11 protein-coding genes and 1 CRISPR repeat array are annotated in these 15,404 nt (G+C 66.8%); all 11 genes read right to left on the bottom strand.

The genetic code is table 11. The features are described from left to right. Nucleotides 1–58 precede the first annotated feature (58 nt). Nucleotides 59–876: direct repeats of the CRISPR family, unit length 31 nt; unit sequence GTTGCAATCCACGCGCCCGTGAGGGCGCGAC. 176 nt (nt 877–1,052) lie between these two features. The 11 genes from cas2 to ABE488_RS11935 all read right to left on the bottom strand — a co-directional run bounded on the left by cas2 (nt 1,053) and on the right by ABE488_RS11935 (nt 15,396). Then, on the bottom strand, nt 1,053–1,343 hold the full coding sequence (gene cas2, locus ABE488_RS11885; RefSeq protein ID WP_346441873.1) for a CRISPR-associated endonuclease Cas2: 291 nt from the start codon (nt 1,341–1,343) through the stop codon (nt 1,053–1,055). Nucleotides 1,344–1,358: 15 nt separating this feature from the next. Beyond that, entirely contained in the window at nt 1,359–2,393 is a 1,035-nt protein-coding gene (cas1c, locus tag ABE488_RS11890; protein ID WP_346441872.1) for a type I-C CRISPR-associated endonuclease Cas1c, read from the bottom strand. A gap of 3 nt (nt 2,394–2,396) precedes the next feature. Then, nucleotides 2,397–3,032 (bottom strand): CRISPR-associated protein Cas4, encoded by a 636-nt coding sequence (cas4, locus tag ABE488_RS11895; protein WP_346441871.1) that lies wholly within the window; start codon nt 3,030–3,032, stop codon nt 2,397–2,399. A gap of 22 nt (nt 3,033–3,054) precedes the next feature. Then, a complete protein-coding gene (cas7c, locus tag ABE488_RS11900; protein ID WP_346441870.1) occupies nt 3,055–3,921 on the bottom strand; it encodes a type I-C CRISPR-associated protein Cas7/Csd2 in 867 nt (288 codons plus the stop codon). Further along, nucleotides 3,918–5,753, bottom strand: coding sequence for a type I-C CRISPR-associated protein Cas8c/Csd1 (cas8c, locus tag ABE488_RS11905; RefSeq protein WP_346441869.1), 1,836 nt, complete (start codon nt 5,751–5,753; stop codon nt 3,918–3,920). The genes cas7c and cas8c overlap by 4 nt, the downstream gene beginning before the upstream one ends. Next, nucleotides 5,750–6,424, bottom strand: a complete 675-nt coding sequence (gene cas5c, locus ABE488_RS11910; protein ID WP_346441868.1) for a type I-C CRISPR-associated protein Cas5c — start codon at nt 6,422–6,424, stop codon at nt 5,750–5,752. Before cas5c ends, cas8c begins: the two co-directional genes overlap by 4 nt. Nucleotides 6,425–6,492: 68 nt before the next feature. Beyond that, nucleotides 6,493–6,972: a hypothetical protein gene (locus tag ABE488_RS11915; protein ID WP_346441867.1), complete on the bottom strand. Its 480-nt coding sequence runs from the start codon at nt 6,970–6,972 to the stop codon at nt 6,493–6,495. Further along, complete coding sequence (locus ABE488_RS11920) at nt 6,969–7,160, bottom strand: DUF4160 domain-containing protein (RefSeq protein ID WP_346448562.1); 192 nt, start codon at nt 7,158–7,160, stop codon at nt 6,969–6,971. The genes ABE488_RS11915 and ABE488_RS11920 overlap by 4 nt, the downstream gene beginning before the upstream one ends. Before the next feature lie 87 nt (nt 7,161–7,247). Continuing rightward, complete coding sequence (locus tag ABE488_RS11925) at nt 7,248–9,533, bottom strand: CRISPR-associated endonuclease Cas3'' (protein WP_346441885.1); 2,286 nt, start codon at nt 9,531–9,533, stop codon at nt 7,248–7,250. A gap of 99 nt (nt 9,534–9,632) precedes the next feature. Then, nucleotides 9,633–13,580 (bottom strand): translocation/assembly module TamB domain-containing protein, encoded by a 3,948-nt coding sequence (locus ABE488_RS11930; RefSeq protein ID WP_346448564.1) that lies wholly within the window; start codon nt 13,578–13,580, stop codon nt 9,633–9,635. Nucleotide 13,581: 1 nt separating this feature from the next. Next, a complete protein-coding gene (locus ABE488_RS11935) occupies nt 13,582–15,396 on the bottom strand; it encodes an autotransporter assembly complex family protein (RefSeq protein WP_346448566.1) in 1,815 nt (604 codons plus the stop codon). Nucleotides 15,397–15,404: the final 8 nt, after the last annotated feature.

Raw genomic sequence — 15,404 nt, forward strand, 5'->3', positions numbered from 1 at the left:
CCACGCGCCCGTGAGGGCGCGACCCCGGCGACGTGTCAAGCTGGCGCGTTACGCAGACGTTGCAATCCACGCGCCCGTGAGGGCGCGACGGAACTGGAAGTGATCGAGCAGGCGGGCGAGCGCGTTGCAATCCACGCGCCCGTGAGGGCGCGACGACTTGCACGCCGCATCCGTCCCAACGTTGTATCCGTTGCAATCCACGCGCCCGTGAGGGCGCGACTTGCAGGGGTCCGGTAACGGGGTGCGTTTCAGCCTGTTGCAATCCACGCGCCCGTGAGGGCGCGACCGCCGAAAACGCGCCCGACCTGGACACGTACATCGTTGCAATCCACGCGCCCGTGAGGGCGCGACAACTGGACCTGTTGAACGCGCACAACCGCGACCACGTTGCAATCCACGCGCCCGTGAGGGCGCGACCGCGAGCCTGCTACCATCACGGGGGTGTTCAGCGGGTTGCAATCCACGCGCCCGTGAGGGCGCGACGTGCAATCCGGGTTCGTCCGCGAGGGTGATATCGGTTGCAATCCACGCGCCCGTGAGGGCGCGACTACAAGCAATCAATGGCAATCACCCAAGCCTAGAGTTGCAATCCACGCGCCCGTGAGGGCGCGACCGTCCCGACATACCACGCTGGAGCGGTGTACGTCATGTTGCAATCCACGCGCCCGTGAGGGCGCGACGGGTTGAGCCTGGTGGCAATGTCGGTGCTGTCGTGTTGCAATCCACGCGCCCGTGAGGGCGCGACAGCGCCGGCCTGCCCCGTTCGAACGCCTAAGCCAGTTGCAATCCACGCGCCCGTGAGGGCGCGACGTCGAACCCCTCGTCGAACAGCGCGACGTTTAACAGTTGCAATCCACGCGCCCGTGAGGGCGCGACCGCCCCAAGCGTAAGTGTTGGTCGCAATTGGGCCAAACATGGGGATTCCGCGAACCATGACGATCTGGCAAGGGCTATGTGAGACCAGATTGCGTTCGGAGATTGGATTTCCGAAAAATCAATGGGTTGGAGCGGCGCGAACCGGCCGGGGCTTAGTCGGTCGCTTGGGGTTCGCGTCAGAACACCAGCGGTCCCTTGAGGTCGAGCGCAGGCTTGGCGCCGACATGCTCGACACGGCCTTCCCATTTAGCGCCCAACTGATAGAAGCGAAGGCTATCGAGCGCAGGATCGATGAGGTCGCACAAGCGTTGACGCAACTGGACCCATTGGCTCGGTTCGACCTCGATCTCGAATACCGAGTACTGGACGCGCTGTCCCAAGTCGCGGCAAGCCTTGGCCACCCGGCGAAGGCGCTTCTCGCCACCAGGCGAGCTTGTGCTGACATCGTAGCTGACGAGGACCATCATCTTGGGATCTCCGGGTCACTTCCACAGGAAAGGCGGGTAGCCATCGAGGTCGCCGCGGAGGTGACGGGCCAGCAGTTGCGATTGAAGATAAGGCAGCAGACCGATGTCCACCTTTTCCCCGAGATAGAGGTGCTGCAGTTGTTCGCGCTTGCGTTCCTGGTAGGCCACGAGCACTGTTTTTCGGGCATCGTCCTTGAGCTGTACCGCTCCGTTGTCGAATACGACAAAGTCACGCTCGTTGAGCTGGCGGCGGTTGATCATCGACAGGGCCAGGCGCTCGCCCAGCAGCGGGCGGAATTCTTCGGCCAGATCCAGTGCGAGGCTTGGGCGACCTGGCCGATCCCGATGCAGGAAGCCGACGGCGGGGTCCAGCCCGACGGTCTCCAACGCGGAGCGGCAGTCGTGTGTGAGCAAGGTGTACAAGAAGGACAGCAGCGCATTGAATGCATCTCGAGGCGGCCGGCGGTTGCGGCCGCCGAAGCGCAGCAGCGGCGATTCGATGCGGATCAACTGATCGAATACACCGAAGTAGGCTTGTGCTGCTTCACCCTCCAGGCCACGCAGCACATCAACGTCGCGCTCGAGCAGCACACGTTGGGGAATGCGTTTGAGCCGCTTGAGCGCATGCTGAAAGGCGATGCTGTCCGAAAGCCCTTGGCCGTGGTCGCGCCAGCCGCGTGCCAAGACGGCACGCTGGTTGTGGATCTTTCCCGCCAGCAGGTTGCGGACAATGTTGGCGCAGCGTGCCGGATCGTCGCTGTCGCGATACTGCGTGCGGCGCAGCAGGACGTTGCCGGAGACGGGGCCTTCGACGCGGGCAAGAAAGCGACCTTGCGGGGTGAGATAACAGATGCTGATGCCCTGCTCGGAACAGTAGCCCAGAAGCTGGGGTGATACGGCGACACGACCGATGCAGACCAGGCTCTCCAGCATGTGCACGGGTAAGCGGACGCGTTCCTGGCGCTCGACTTCCATGACGATATTGGCGCCGTCCTTGCGCAGCCAGGCGCCATCAGTGCTCACGTACAGGGTGTTGAGCTGGCGTCGCACGGTTCAGTCGTCCTGGTCGGGTTGTAGTTGCCGCTGCAGCCAGGCTTCGACATTGCGTCGGCCGAGCAGGCGCGGCTGGCACAGGTCGATCAGCGAGCAGAGGTCGCAGCGGCGGGGTTCGTAACGGGCGTGCGGCGTCTGGCCGGCGGCGAACATCTCCCGCGTGGCGGCGATAGTGTGTCGGGTGAGGTCGCGCAATTGCTCGTCGAACATCACATCCTTGCGCCGGCGGGTCTGTCCATAGAACAAGGCGCCGGATCCCACTGGTGTGCCGAGCATTGCTTCCAGGCACAGCGCCTGTGCGCACAACTGGACCTCGTCAGCACGATGCGACTTGGGGCGCCCACGCTTGTACTCCACAGGGAACGGACGTTCAGTACCGTTTGCCCGGTGGAACTCGACCACGTCGGCCTTCCCGGTCAGGCCTAGCTCCAGCGCCAGTAACGGCATCGCAGTGACAGTCCGGACGCCCCGCCGACGTTCGGCCTGCGGAGCGTCGGCGCGCTGGTGCAGCAGTCGGCCTTCGGCGGTGTGCCGGCTCTCGGCCCACTGCTGTTCCAGGTGGATCAGCGCACATTGGCGCGGGCAGTACAGATAGTGCTGGAGAGCCGAGAGCGGGATCAGGTCGTAGTCGTCCATGAAGTCAGACCTCGGTCGAACATCAGAACCGCTCGTCGAGCGTCACGCCTGTGGGCAATTCTCGATCGATCTCGACGCGGTAGTCGGAGAACGCGCGCGCCGGCGTATCGGACACGCCATCCACGCGCGTCACCTTCACCTTGTCGAACAGGATGTGCGCAGGCGCGTTACCCATTGGATGTTCGTGCTTGAACACGAGCAGCTTGCGTGCGGCCATTTCTCCGCGCGCGGCAGAGCGGTCATGTTCGAACAGGTTGGTCAGCGCGCGCCAGAGCAGCTCCAGGTCGTCGGCAGAAAAGCCGGTACGCTCGGCCAGCTTGGCGGAGACGAAGCCGTGCACGCGGTACAGCCCATAAGGCAGAATGTGTTTGCGGCCCATCGTGCGTTCCTTCTCGAGGTCCCGCTCATTCGTCACAGCCACGCGGGTGATCGAGACTTCCAGTGGCAGTACAGGGTCGATCGAACTGGCGAAGGCGATCTGAACGGGCCCGCGAACCTGGCCGCTGTTGACCTCTGTGGTCATCACCGCGCCAAAGGTCCGTACGTCGAAGAAGTTGGCGCACATCCATGCGGTCAGTTCGCGCGCCTTTGCTTCGTCCTTGGGCAGCTTCTTGGCCTCATGCTGGATGCCGAGTGCCTCGTAAGCCTGCTTGTGCTGGTTGTTAAGGACCGATTTTTCTTGCATGTAGATCGCATGGCCGGGCTCGCCTTCCTTCTCCAGCGAGACGTAGTTGCGGATCTTGCGCTTGAGCGCCACATCGGTGACCAGGCCGCGATTGGTTTCCGGGTCCAGGCGTGGCAGGTTGCCAGCGTCGGGATCCCCATTGGGGTTGCCGTTGGTCACGTCGAACAGGTAGACGAACTCGTAGCGGTGGGCAATCGCGCTCATGCGGTTTCTCCTTCGGATTCAATCTTGGTGGCGTCCTGGCCTTCGTTGCGGGCGAATCGTGCCTGGGTCTGGTGGTAGTAGCCGATGGCAAAGCGGCCCTGCGCCTCGATCAGCAGGCTGCGAGGGAAGCGGGTGCCGAGCAGGTCGACGATCTGACCGATCTCCTTTTCTAAGTTCACGGCCAGTCCGGCCTTCTCCCTGCGCAGCTTGCCGAGATGATTCTGGGCGTTGCGCAGCAGCATAGGGAACACGCTGGCGGGCGTGGCCGAGGCCGCGCCGTAGTAGCGGTCGCGAATGGTGGCGTTGAGCTGGCCGCCGAGCGCGGCGCGCTGTACGTTCTCCAACGTGGAGAACAGTCGCCCAAGCAGATAGCCGGGGTCGGTGTTGCCGGGTTCGAGACTCACGGGTGGTGCCCCCTTGTCGGTTGACGATCCTTGTTGTGCGCCCAGCCGCGCGTCGCGCGCCAGGACGGCCTTGCACAATGCAACGCGCAGCGGCGTGATCTGTCCGTCCGCGCGGAATCGCATGACAACCGTGCCGAGCACGCTGCGTGGATAGCGCGCGCCGGTGAAGATGGCGCGGGTCAATTCCCCCGCCAGCAACGGCGGGATGTCATCGGTTTTGGGCCGTCCCTTGTCGCCGTGGATCGGTGCGGTCTGGAGGGCGAGATACTGTGGTGTCGGTGGACGATTCCAGGCGCGCGGCTGCAGCGCGAGATCGTCGTGGTGATCGGCCAGGCGCTCGACGAAATTCGCGAGCGACTCGGTTTCCCAGAATCGGATCGACAGGCGTGAGGCGTTCGGTGCAAGGCCGAGCACGAAGACGCGGGTGGCGTCGTCGAGGTCAATGCCGAGTTCACGCAGCGGCCGCGCTTGTCGAATCTGTTCCAAGATGGCCTGCAGCCTTTGATTGGCCTGACCCTCCTGGAGTTCGTCGGCACCTGCGTCATCGGTGCCGAGGAAAGCAGCCAAGAGGTCTTCGGCGCGGGCGCTCTGTGCGTGGCTCTCGGCCCGTGCCCAGAACACGACGGTGGTGTCACCGATCTGCTTGCGGTGGCGCGAGCCACGGCGCAACAGATGATTGAGTGCGGTGGTATAGGCAAAGGCTGCCTGTTCGGATACAGGGGCGTTCTCGCCCTGGATCTTTCTGTACGAAGTGAAGGCGTCCAGATTGAAAGAAACGATGGACGCGCCGGAACTTTGCGCGCCACTCACGCCCTTGATGGCCGGATGCAGACGCGCCAGCGCTGCGTGCTCGCCAGTGACCAGACACATGCCGCGCGTACCGCCGCCAGCTTGGCTTTGCAATCGCTCACAGGCAGCGCGTGCGGCGCTGCGCTGATGCAAGTAGCGCTGTTCGCCGTCGAAACGGAAGACGATATTCGTATCCAGCATTGCCTCGCCGTGGCGTGCGAAATGTGGATCGTCTGCGAACTGCGCCGGTGTCCATCGGTCGAGGAACATCAGCAGCGCGCATAGGGCAGGATCGTCGCTATCGCCCAGTGTCTGGCGGTGCAGGGCCTTGAAGGCCTCGTGTTCCTCCGCGCTGCGCCTGCTGGTCGCGCTGACGCCGAGCGCGTAGCTGGTCTTGTCCCACAGGAAGTTTGACTTCACCGCCACCGTGCGCTTCTGCGGCTGGGGCACATCCAAGGGCCTGGAAACACGTCTCGCGCCGCCGTTGTCGTGTTCGTCGTGTACGTCCACGACACTGCCGTCGGTCGCCAGGACGATCGTGTAGCCGATCTTCTCCTGGCTGTAGCCGGGCGTTGCGATGCCGGAGTCCGGGTCCTCCAGGAGGCGCTGGTAATAGTCGGCGAGGGCGGACAGGATCATGCGTGCACTTCCCCATCGCCTGGCTGCGGCACCTCGACGCGGCCGTCGATCATGCGCGCGCGGAAGAATCGGGGGGTCATGCCGTCGGCGAAGTCGATGTCGTGCAGCATCCAGCCCAGGTCGCGTTCGCCAAGTATTGATGGATCGAGTGGGGGCAGCAGGTAATCCCCCTCGACCAGCGCGAAGTGGGCGGAAAATTCGCGCGTCCCCAGGCATGGCGCCTGGAAACATTGCCCCCGCCGCGCGCGCCTGTTGAAGATGTCCAGATGCTTGCCGACGTTGTCGTCAGGTCCAGCCTTGTCCGTCAATTCGAAGTGCGCGGCAATGACGTAGTGCACATCACGCAGTACTGTGGCCGCGCGTTGCTGTCGATCTTCTTCGACGTAGTGGACCAGCCCGTCGGTACGGCCCGCTTTCATGGCCTTGCCGACGCTGGCTGCCGAAAGCTTGCTCCCGACCTCGTTCCGCCGGATCGACTCGAAACGGATCGGCTTGAGGACCTGGATGCTATCCACCACCCAGCGGATCGCCGGCTTCCAGTGGATCGCCTCGAGGATGCCGCGCGCTGCCGATGGCGTGATGACGTCGTAAGACACCCGCTCGACTTTCATTTCCGGGCGCGTGAACAACGCCCGCTCACCCCAGACGTGGAGCTTCACCCCGTAACTCATCCCTGTTTCCCCTGTCGCGGCTCGGCGCCGCTTTCGATACTACGAATGCCGATCTCGCAAGTTGAGACTCACGCGGCTTGACCATAATCGAAGGCGTGGCGCATGTCGTTGGCGCGCATGGTTTCCCAGCCCAGCATGGCCAATCCGACCGTCCGCGGGATCGGTTTGGCGCCGCTGCGGTAATAGGCCAGCATCCGGCGACTGATATCCAATGCGTGTGCGGCGGCCTCCAGGGTCAGGCCGTGATGCGACATCCAGGCCAGCAGTTGCTGGTGAGAGAAGCCACCAGCCTGCTCGATGGCCAGTGCGCGCAGGTTGTCGCTGGCCAAGCCGAGGTCTTCGTCGCCCGCGAACACGATGCCGCGCTGCCACTCGTCGAGGGCGGCCTGGGCAAAGACGGCGGGATCGGCCACGGGCGCGAGCGCAGGGTGGCGGGCAATGACGTCGCCCAGTTCCACATCGAAGCGCTGCCCGTCGGCGAAGGCAAGCGCAAGGCGGGAGGGGCCGGTGACGTCCAAGCGCGTGATGAAAAACTGCGACTGATTCATGGATTGAGCTCTTGCCACTTGGCGATGAGGGCGTTCGTACGGGTCTGGGCCCAGGCCAGGGCGTCGGCGAGTTCTTTACGCCGGATCGCACCCGACAAAACCCGCAGCGTGCGGATCTCGACAAGCGCCTCGCGTCCATCGTGCGTGCGTACGTGGAAATGTGGTGGCGCGTGATCTGCTGCGTACATCGTGATGGTGCAGCGCTGGAGGCGGACGAGAACAGGCATATGATAATAGTGCAATAGTTGCACTTATTGATGAATGCGGGGCAGCAGTCAGATGACGAGTCCAAGTGCATCAAGGAATTGCGGTTGCTCCCAGTGCAGACCGAATCGCGCGTCGTACAGCCGAGGATTGACCAAGCGCACGAACTGATCGCCATACCGGTCGGGGGCCACCGCCGCGATGGCGTGGGACGCCCACAGCGCCTGGTACGCCTGCTCAGGCACCTGCACCAGCCAGGACTGGAGCTTGCGGGCGATTCCGGTAACGCCGACATCTCCGGCATGTTCCAACTGGCGCAATGTCTCGGCTACATCGGGTGCCTCGTCATGCTGGCCGGCGATGTAAGGCACGATGACCGGACGCATCGTGGTGCGGATCACCTTGAACCTGCGTGCGAGGGTCTCCATGGGCAGGCTGTCGATGGTGCAGTCGCGGAGCAGCGCCAGCAGGTCCTCCCGGTCGAGTCGGCCGTCGCCCAGCCGCCAGTACAGTTCACGGAAGTAGGCGGTGACCGCGTCGATCGCCAGCAGATCGTTGCGATGGGCACGCTCGACGCTGCGGAAGACCTCCGCGAACAGCTTGAGTTCCTTTGGCGGCGCCCAGTCCGGGTTGCTTGGATCGAACACCAGGACCTCGCTGGCGTCGATGTCCCATTCCTTGTTGCGGTTACAGCGGCCCGCAGCCTGCGCGATCGCGTCCAGGCCGGCTTCGGCGCGAAGGACGGTCGGGAAGGAGACATCGACGCCCGCCTCGATCAGGCTGGTCGAGACCAGCCGGCATGGTTGCCCGTCCGACAGCAGGCTGCGCACGTCGGCGAGCACGGCACTGCGGTGCCGGGCGTGCATCAGCGTGGTCAGATGACGCGCCCCGGGATGCTCACCAATGGCTTCGAACAGATGCCGCGCGTGGCGGCGGTTGTTCACGATGCACAGCACCTGTTCTCGTCGATGCAGATGATCGGCGAGGGCGTCATCGTCCAGAACGCCGGCGTGGCGCACGCGCACTCGACGCAGGCGTTCGTACAGTGCGGGCGGGTCGGGCGCGAGTTCACGTACGGCCTCCAGCCCGTCCTTGAAGCCGTGGGACCGCGTCAATGCAGGCTGGGTGGCGGTGCACAGCACTGGGCTGACCCGGTAGTTGCGCGCCAGTTCGTCCAGCAGCGCCACGCACGGGCGCAATGATTCCAGCGGCAGGGTCTGGGCTTCGTCTAGGATCACTACGCTGCCCGCGATGTTGTGCAGCTTGCGGCAGCGCGCAGGGCGATCGGCGAACAGGCTCTCGAAGAACTGCACGGCAGTGGTGACGACGATCGGGGCGTCCCAGTTTTCCATCGCAAGGCGACGCTTGGCGATCGACTGCGGTGCCTTGCCCGGGTCGTCGAAGAACGCGCCGTGATGCTCCAGCACGACGTCGTCGTCGCCGAGCTCGCCGAGCGCATGACGAAACACCCGCGCAGTCTGCTCGATGATGCTGGTGAACGGGATCACGTAGATCACCCGGCGCAGCCCGTGGGCGATGGCGTGGTCCAGCGCGAACGCCAGCGAGGCCAGCGTCTTGCCGCCGCCGGTGGGGACGGTCAGCGAGAACTGGCCTGGATCGAGCCCGGCCTTGGTGCGGACGTCGTGCAGAATGCGGGCGCGTATCGGATTGATACCGCCTTCTGTCGGAAACTTGGCGAGGTGGGCATCCAGGCGTTCCCGCAGTTGGTGCAGCGACGGCTTGTGGCCGGTCTCGGCCTCGCGCAAGGGACGGGCCTTGATGCGGCGGTAGAAATCGTCCGTATCGACGAAGTCTGCATCGACCAGGCACGAGAAGAGCATCCTGGCGAGCAGGGACAATTGGAAAATCCGGCGCTTCGGATCGGGGTGCGGGACGAATCCATCGGGAAGCGGCAAGGTGGCCGGCAGTTGGACCTCCTGATCCCAGTCTGGCAGCAGCGGTGGCAATGAGTACGCATCGGAAAGCCGCTCATGCAGCGAAGTGCGCGACTGATCCTCCTGCCCCGGTCGACCATTCGCGAGTCCGGCATGATGCCCGGCGATGCCGTAGGCCATCAGCGAGCCCAGGTTGCCGTAGCGTTGTCGAGCGATGCGTGCGCCCCAAGTGGCATGGTCGACGCGCGCCGGATCGCCACTCAGACGAGCCTGGAACGCATTGGTGTACTTACCCAGATCGTGCAACTGACCGGCGGCGCGAGCCAATGGCCGGGCGTTGAATGCGGCGGCGTACTCGCCCGCACGTGCGCCGACCGCCTCCAAGTGCGCATCCAGAGCCTGCCAATCAGAGCGATCGACAGACTCTGTGGAATGCGCGTAGAAACGCCGCGAACGCGTCATGTCCTGCTCCCACTGCCGGATTTCCGGCTTCGATCCATCTTGCATCCCCGCGTCGCAAGGATCGAGATCGACGTGCCGGAGAGAGAGCCTCCGCCGCGCTTACCGCTCGTGCCGCCAGTTCACCGAGCCGCGGTTCTCCAGCGTGCTCGACTCGATCTCGACATCGAAGCCGCGGCTGAGCAGGTACTTGAGCGTCAGCACTTGACCTGTGCCCAGCAGCGACACGCCGAAGCCGACATACAGCCGCGGCGAGAGCTGCTTGCCCACGCCCAGCACGCTGCCGCCGAGCGCACGCGACTGGCTGATGCCGGCACTGTCGAGCCCGATCTTGCTGCCGAGCTGGCCTGCGATCAGGTCGCCGCCGGCATTGAGCGCAGCGGCGGCGGCATCGAGTTGCTGGCCCTCGGCGCTGGTCAGGCTGGAGGCCGAGCGGCCCAGCACCAGGTAGGACAGTGCCTGGGAATCGTCGCTGGACGGGTCGGTCCAGACATTGACCTGGGGCGAGGAGGCCCGGCCGCTGACGTCGATGCCGGCGGTGATGTCCTCGGCGTCGATGCGGCGTTCGGCGCGCACATCGAGCACCGGGTCGGCCACCGGGCTGTTGTTGAAGACCAGATTGCCGCGGGTCACCTTCAGTTCCTGGCCGTAGGCCTTGTAGCGGCCGTCGACCGACAGGCGACCGTTGCCGGTCATCTCGCGCCCCGGCACCGCGCGCACGCGCAGTTCGCCGCGCATGCGGCCATCGAATCCGAAGCCGCGCAGGCCGACGTTCTCGCCCACGCCCACCGTCAGGTCGAGTGCCAGCGACGAGGCGGTCCCGCTGTCGTCGGGATCGATGGGATCGAGCACGACCACGTCGGGCGAGGCCGACACGCCCTCGCTCAGGCGCTCGAGATCGAGCAGCGCGACATCGACGAACACCTTGCCGGTGACATTGAGCGGTTGCTGCGCCGCATAGCGCACGGTGATGTCGGGCGAGGCGATGATGTGCATGTCGCTCGTGTCGGCCGCGAGCACGTCGGTGCCGCGCAGGTTGAGCTCCAGCGGCGTCGCCTCGCCGCGCCAGTCCAGCCGGCCGTCGATGTCGAGCGTGCCCTTGCCCGAACGCACGTTGCCACTGATGCGGGCGGTGCCGTCGGGCAGCGCGTCGAGCCCGACGTTGCCGTCTTCGAGCGCGATCGCCAGCGAGGGAATCTCGGTTGTGAAATCGCTCAGCCGTGCCTGCCCGCCGATCGTCGGCTGCGCGCGGGTGCCGCCCAGCTGGATGTCGGCGGTCAGGCGGCCTTTGGGCTCGACGATGTCGGGCGAGAACAGCTCGACGAACGTCAGGTCCTCGATATGGGCGACCAGCGAACCGGACAGCGGCGAATACGCATCCCAGCCGTTGGTGACCTGCGCCTGGATGCGGCCGACCTCGTTGAGCGTTGTCGTCAGGCGCGCGCTGAGCCGGTTGGCGTCGAACTCGGCATCGAGCGCGAGATCGTCGTAGGTGATGACGTCGTTGCGTGCGCGCTCGGACGTGCGCACGCCGCCGCTGGCCGAACGCACGCTGGCGCTGCCGGCAAAGCCGTTGCCGACCGGGCGCGCGCGACCTTCGAGCGTGATCTCGCCGCGCAGTACGAACGCCTGCCCGCCGTCCTGCTCGGGCAGATAGGGCGTCGCGAGCGCCAGTGGCAGGCGGTCGCCGCGTACGCTGACGCCCTGGCGCGGCCAGTCCGCACTGGCGCACAGCGAGCCGCCGCCGCTGGAGGCAAAGCAACTTTCCGACAGCGTGATGCGCGTCCCGGCCTGGGCGAACCGCGCGGGCGCCTGCAGCGCCCAGCTCGCGCCTGTCGTCGGCGCCAGGCGCAGCGTGGCCAGCGTGCCCTGCCAGCCGCCGCTGCGCTGGGTCGCCTCGCCCGACAGCGACAGCGTGCCGATCTCACCGCGCGCGTCGGCCTGCAACTGCAGCGCGGTGATCGCGCCGCGTGCCGACACCTGGACCGCGTCCAAGGCGACACCGGCCTGCACGCCGCTGGCCGAGACTTCCAGCGTGCCCGCATCGCTGCGCCACGGCAGGCGGCCGTCGATCCGTGCGCTGGCTGCGGCGTAGTCGCCGAAACGCAGCGCAGTGCCGGTGAGGTCGGCCGCGATGCCGGGCGCGGTGCGTGCGCCGGTGGCCCGCAGCGTGCCGCGCAGCGTGCCCCCGCCCTGGGGCAGGAAATCGGCCAGTTGCAACGGCGCCAGCTCGGCGTCGATGTCCAGGGTGTCGGCGACCTTGGCGCGCGCATCCACGCGGCTGCCACCGAGCGTCAGTGCGACCTCGCCCTCGAAATCGCTGCGTCCGGCCTCGCCCGCGTCGCTGGCCGGCCCGTGCATCGCAAACGTCGCACGGCCGTCCAGCCGCCGGCCGCGCAGCGTGCCGCCGAGCTGGTCGGCCTCGACGGCCACGTCCAGGCCGCCGTCGTCGCGGGTGTTGCCGGTCGTGGCGAAGCGGCCGTCGACTGCGCCCTTCCAGTCGCGGGCGAAATAGCCCGGATCGAAGCCGGCCAGGGTCGCGGCGATCTCCCATTGCAAGGCCGGCGCCCAGGCCACGTCGCCGGTCGCATCGAGCGTGCCGGTCGGCATCTCGACGTGCGCGGTGTGCAGGCGCATGCGCTCCGAGTCGCCGCGGCCGTCGAAATCGACGCGTGCGCGCAGGCCATCGCGTTCGATCCCCGCCTTGCCGATCGCCGCCCACGCCGCGGTGCTGCCGGCGATGCCCAGATCGGCATCGGCGAGGATCGGCGGCGCAGGGTCGGCGCTGTCGGGGTCGGCGCCGAACTGCAGGCCGCGCGCGTTGACCGCGAAGCGGAACCGCACATCGCCGGGCTCGGCGACATCGGCGTGGCCGCGCAGCGTCACCCGCCCGTCGAAGGCGTCGACCACCAGCCGTTCGACGTCCAGGCGCTGGTCCTCGAGCCGGAGCTTGGAGGGCTGCAGCACCACCGCCAGCGGCGCGGCATCGGGTTCGCCGATCGTGACCTTGCCTTGCAGCGTGGCTGCACCGCCGGTGCCGTCGGCGCGCAGGTCGAAGGCCAGCGGCGTGCCCGGCTCGCCATTGCCGAGCAGCAGCGACGGGTCGAGCCGCGTGGTGTCGGCGCGCAGCGCCCAGCCCGGATCGTCGCGACCGCGCAGGGTGATCAGTGCGCGCAGCGGCGCCGGCGCGTGGCCGATCGCCGCGATGTCCAGATGCGCCAGATCGCCGCGCGCGACCAGGCCGATGCGCGGCCGCGTGCGTCCGGGCGGTGCCGGCATCAGCGCGCTGGCGGTCAGGTCCATCCGGTAGTCGTCGTCCGGTGAGTACACCCCGTCTGCGGTGAACCGGCCGCGGTCGCTGTCGACGACGATCCCGGTCAGCCGCAGCTCACCCTGTTGCGCATCGAGTCCGCCGCGCAGCGTGCGGATATCGATCATCGGCTCGCCCATGCGCGTGACCCGGAAGCCGTCGACGCGGATCGTGTCGGCCTGCAGCGACAGGGGCAGGTCGATGCGCGGCAGCGAATCGGGCCAGCGCGGCAGCTCGAACGGCGTGTCGACCGGCGCCGGCAGTTCCAGCACCGCCTGGTCGACATCGAGCACATCCAGGCGCAGGCGCCGGCCGACCAGCGGCATCAGCGCCGGGTCGATGGTCACGCGTGCGGCGGTGAAGGTCAGCACCCTCGGCTCCTCGCACTGCCCGTAGGGCACCGGCTTTTCCTCGACGTCCGGACAGCTGCGCTGCACGTAGCGCACGTCGTACATCGTCAGTGGTCCCGACGCGGGGCCCTCGGCCGCGCGCCAGGTCAGCTCGGTGCCGGCCGGCAGACGAGCGGCGATCTGGTTGAGCAGGAAGTCGCGGCCGCCGAACGTGGTCAACAGCCACCACACCAGGCCGACGACCAGCACCGCCAGCACGGCGACGCCGATCGCGCTGCGGATCGCCAGCTTGCGTCTGCGCGCGCGTCGGCGCTGGCGCAGTTCGGCGATGCGCGCCTCGCGCGCTTCGGGGGTCAGGTCGTCGGGCAGGCGGTCGCGCCGGAAAGCCATTTCAGAACTCCGCGCCGATGCTCAGGCCGATGGTGAAGGCCGAATCGGGATTGTCGAGGCCGCGACCGATGTCGAGCTTCAACGGGCCGACCGGCGATTTGTAGCGTGCGCCGATGCCCACACCGGTGCGCCAGTTCGGCGAGGTGCCGTCGAACGCGTCGCCGCTGTCGACGAACACCGCCGCGCCGATCGTCTCGGTGAAGTAGCGCTCGAACTCGACGCTGGCCGTCACCACGTTCTTGGCGCCCAGCGCATAGGCCTTGCGGCCGTCGCGTGCGGGAATCCGCGGCCCGACCTCGCGCCAATCGTAGCCGCGGATGCTGCGGTCGCCGCCGGCGTAGAAGCGCAGGCTCGGCGGCATCGCAACCAACGCATTGGTGAAGGTGTGACCGAGCTCGCCGCGGACGATCAGCCGGCTCGACTCGCCGATGCCGCGGAACCAGCTCGCACGCGCATGCAGCTGGGTGAACGTCGCGTCCGAGGCCGCGCCCTCGATGCCGCCGCGCAGCATCACCGAGCCGCCGATGCCGGCAGTCGGGAACAGCCGGTCGTCGACGTCGATGTACTCGGCGCGCAGCGAGGGATAGGCGAACGTGGCGTAGCGGTACAGCGCGCCTGCGAACTCGTCGTCCGGGGCGACCGGGGTGTCGGGGTCTTCCTCGGGCGCGTAGGCCCAGCGCTCGCGCAACAGATGCAGCGAGGCGATCAGGTTCAGGCGGTCGTTGTACTGGCCGCTGCGGCTGCCGACCAGTTCGACGCGGCGCGAATCGATGTAGTCGGTCTGCTCGTCGGCAGCCTGCAGGCTGGCGGTGTACCAGCCGTCGAGCCAGGCGAACGCGGGGATGCGGTACTGCAGCGTCAGGGTCTTGCGGCGTTGCGCGTAGTCGAGTTGCGCCAGTGCCTTGTGGCCGCGCATGTTGACGTAGCGGCGCTCGACGCCGAGCCGGATGCCCGCACCGCTGTCGGTGCCGTAGCTCACGCCGGAGGTGTAGATGCTGCGCTTGGCCGGCGTCAGCGACACCTCGATCGGCACCTCGCGCTCGGCATTGGCATCCTCGACCTTCGGCTCGATGTCGATCGTGGAGAAGTAGTCGAGTCGCGAGAGCGATGTGCGCAGGCGGTCGAGACGACCCTGGTGGTAGTAGCTGCCTTCGTCCCAGTAGACCAGCCGTTCGAGCAGTTCGTCGTTGACGACGGGTTCGGGCGACTGCTTGAAGATCGTCGGGCCCATGTTGTAGCGCTCGCCGCTGGTCCACACCAGATCGATGTCGGCGGCGTGGTCGGCGCGGGTGATCTCGACGCGGCGCGATGCGAATTCGGCGTCGAAGTAGCCGCGCTCGCTGAGGCGGCGGCTGAGCCGGTTGCGGCTGCCGTCGTAGTCGGCGTGGTTGAACACACCGCCTTCGCCGGGCACGAAGCTCGCGACGTCGCGCGCCAGGTAGCGGTCCTGACCGCCGGGGCCGATGATCGCGATATCGCGATTGCGCACGCGCACCGGCTGGCCGGGGTCGACGACGATGCGGACCGCGAAGATGTTCTCCTTGCGTTCGCGTTGCACGTCGATCGTCGGCGAGTAGTAACCGAACGGCTCGAGCGCCTTGCGTGTCTGCGATTCGGCCTCGCGGATCAGATAAGCCATGCGCCGCCCGGACACGTCCTTGCCGATCGCGTCGTACAGCGCCAGCGAGACGCGCACGTTCTCGGTCATCTCCTCGTCGAGGCCGGAAATGTCGACACGATCGACACGCGCGGCCTGCGCCGCAGCCGACGAGAATACGAGAACGGTGGCGGCGAGGCACAACGGAAAGCGAGGCATCGGGCGAG

Source organism: Luteimonas sp. TWI662, from assembly GCF_039673825.1.
In the GTDB taxonomy this organism is placed as follows: Bacteria; Pseudomonadota; Gammaproteobacteria; order Xanthomonadales; family Xanthomonadaceae; genus Luteimonas.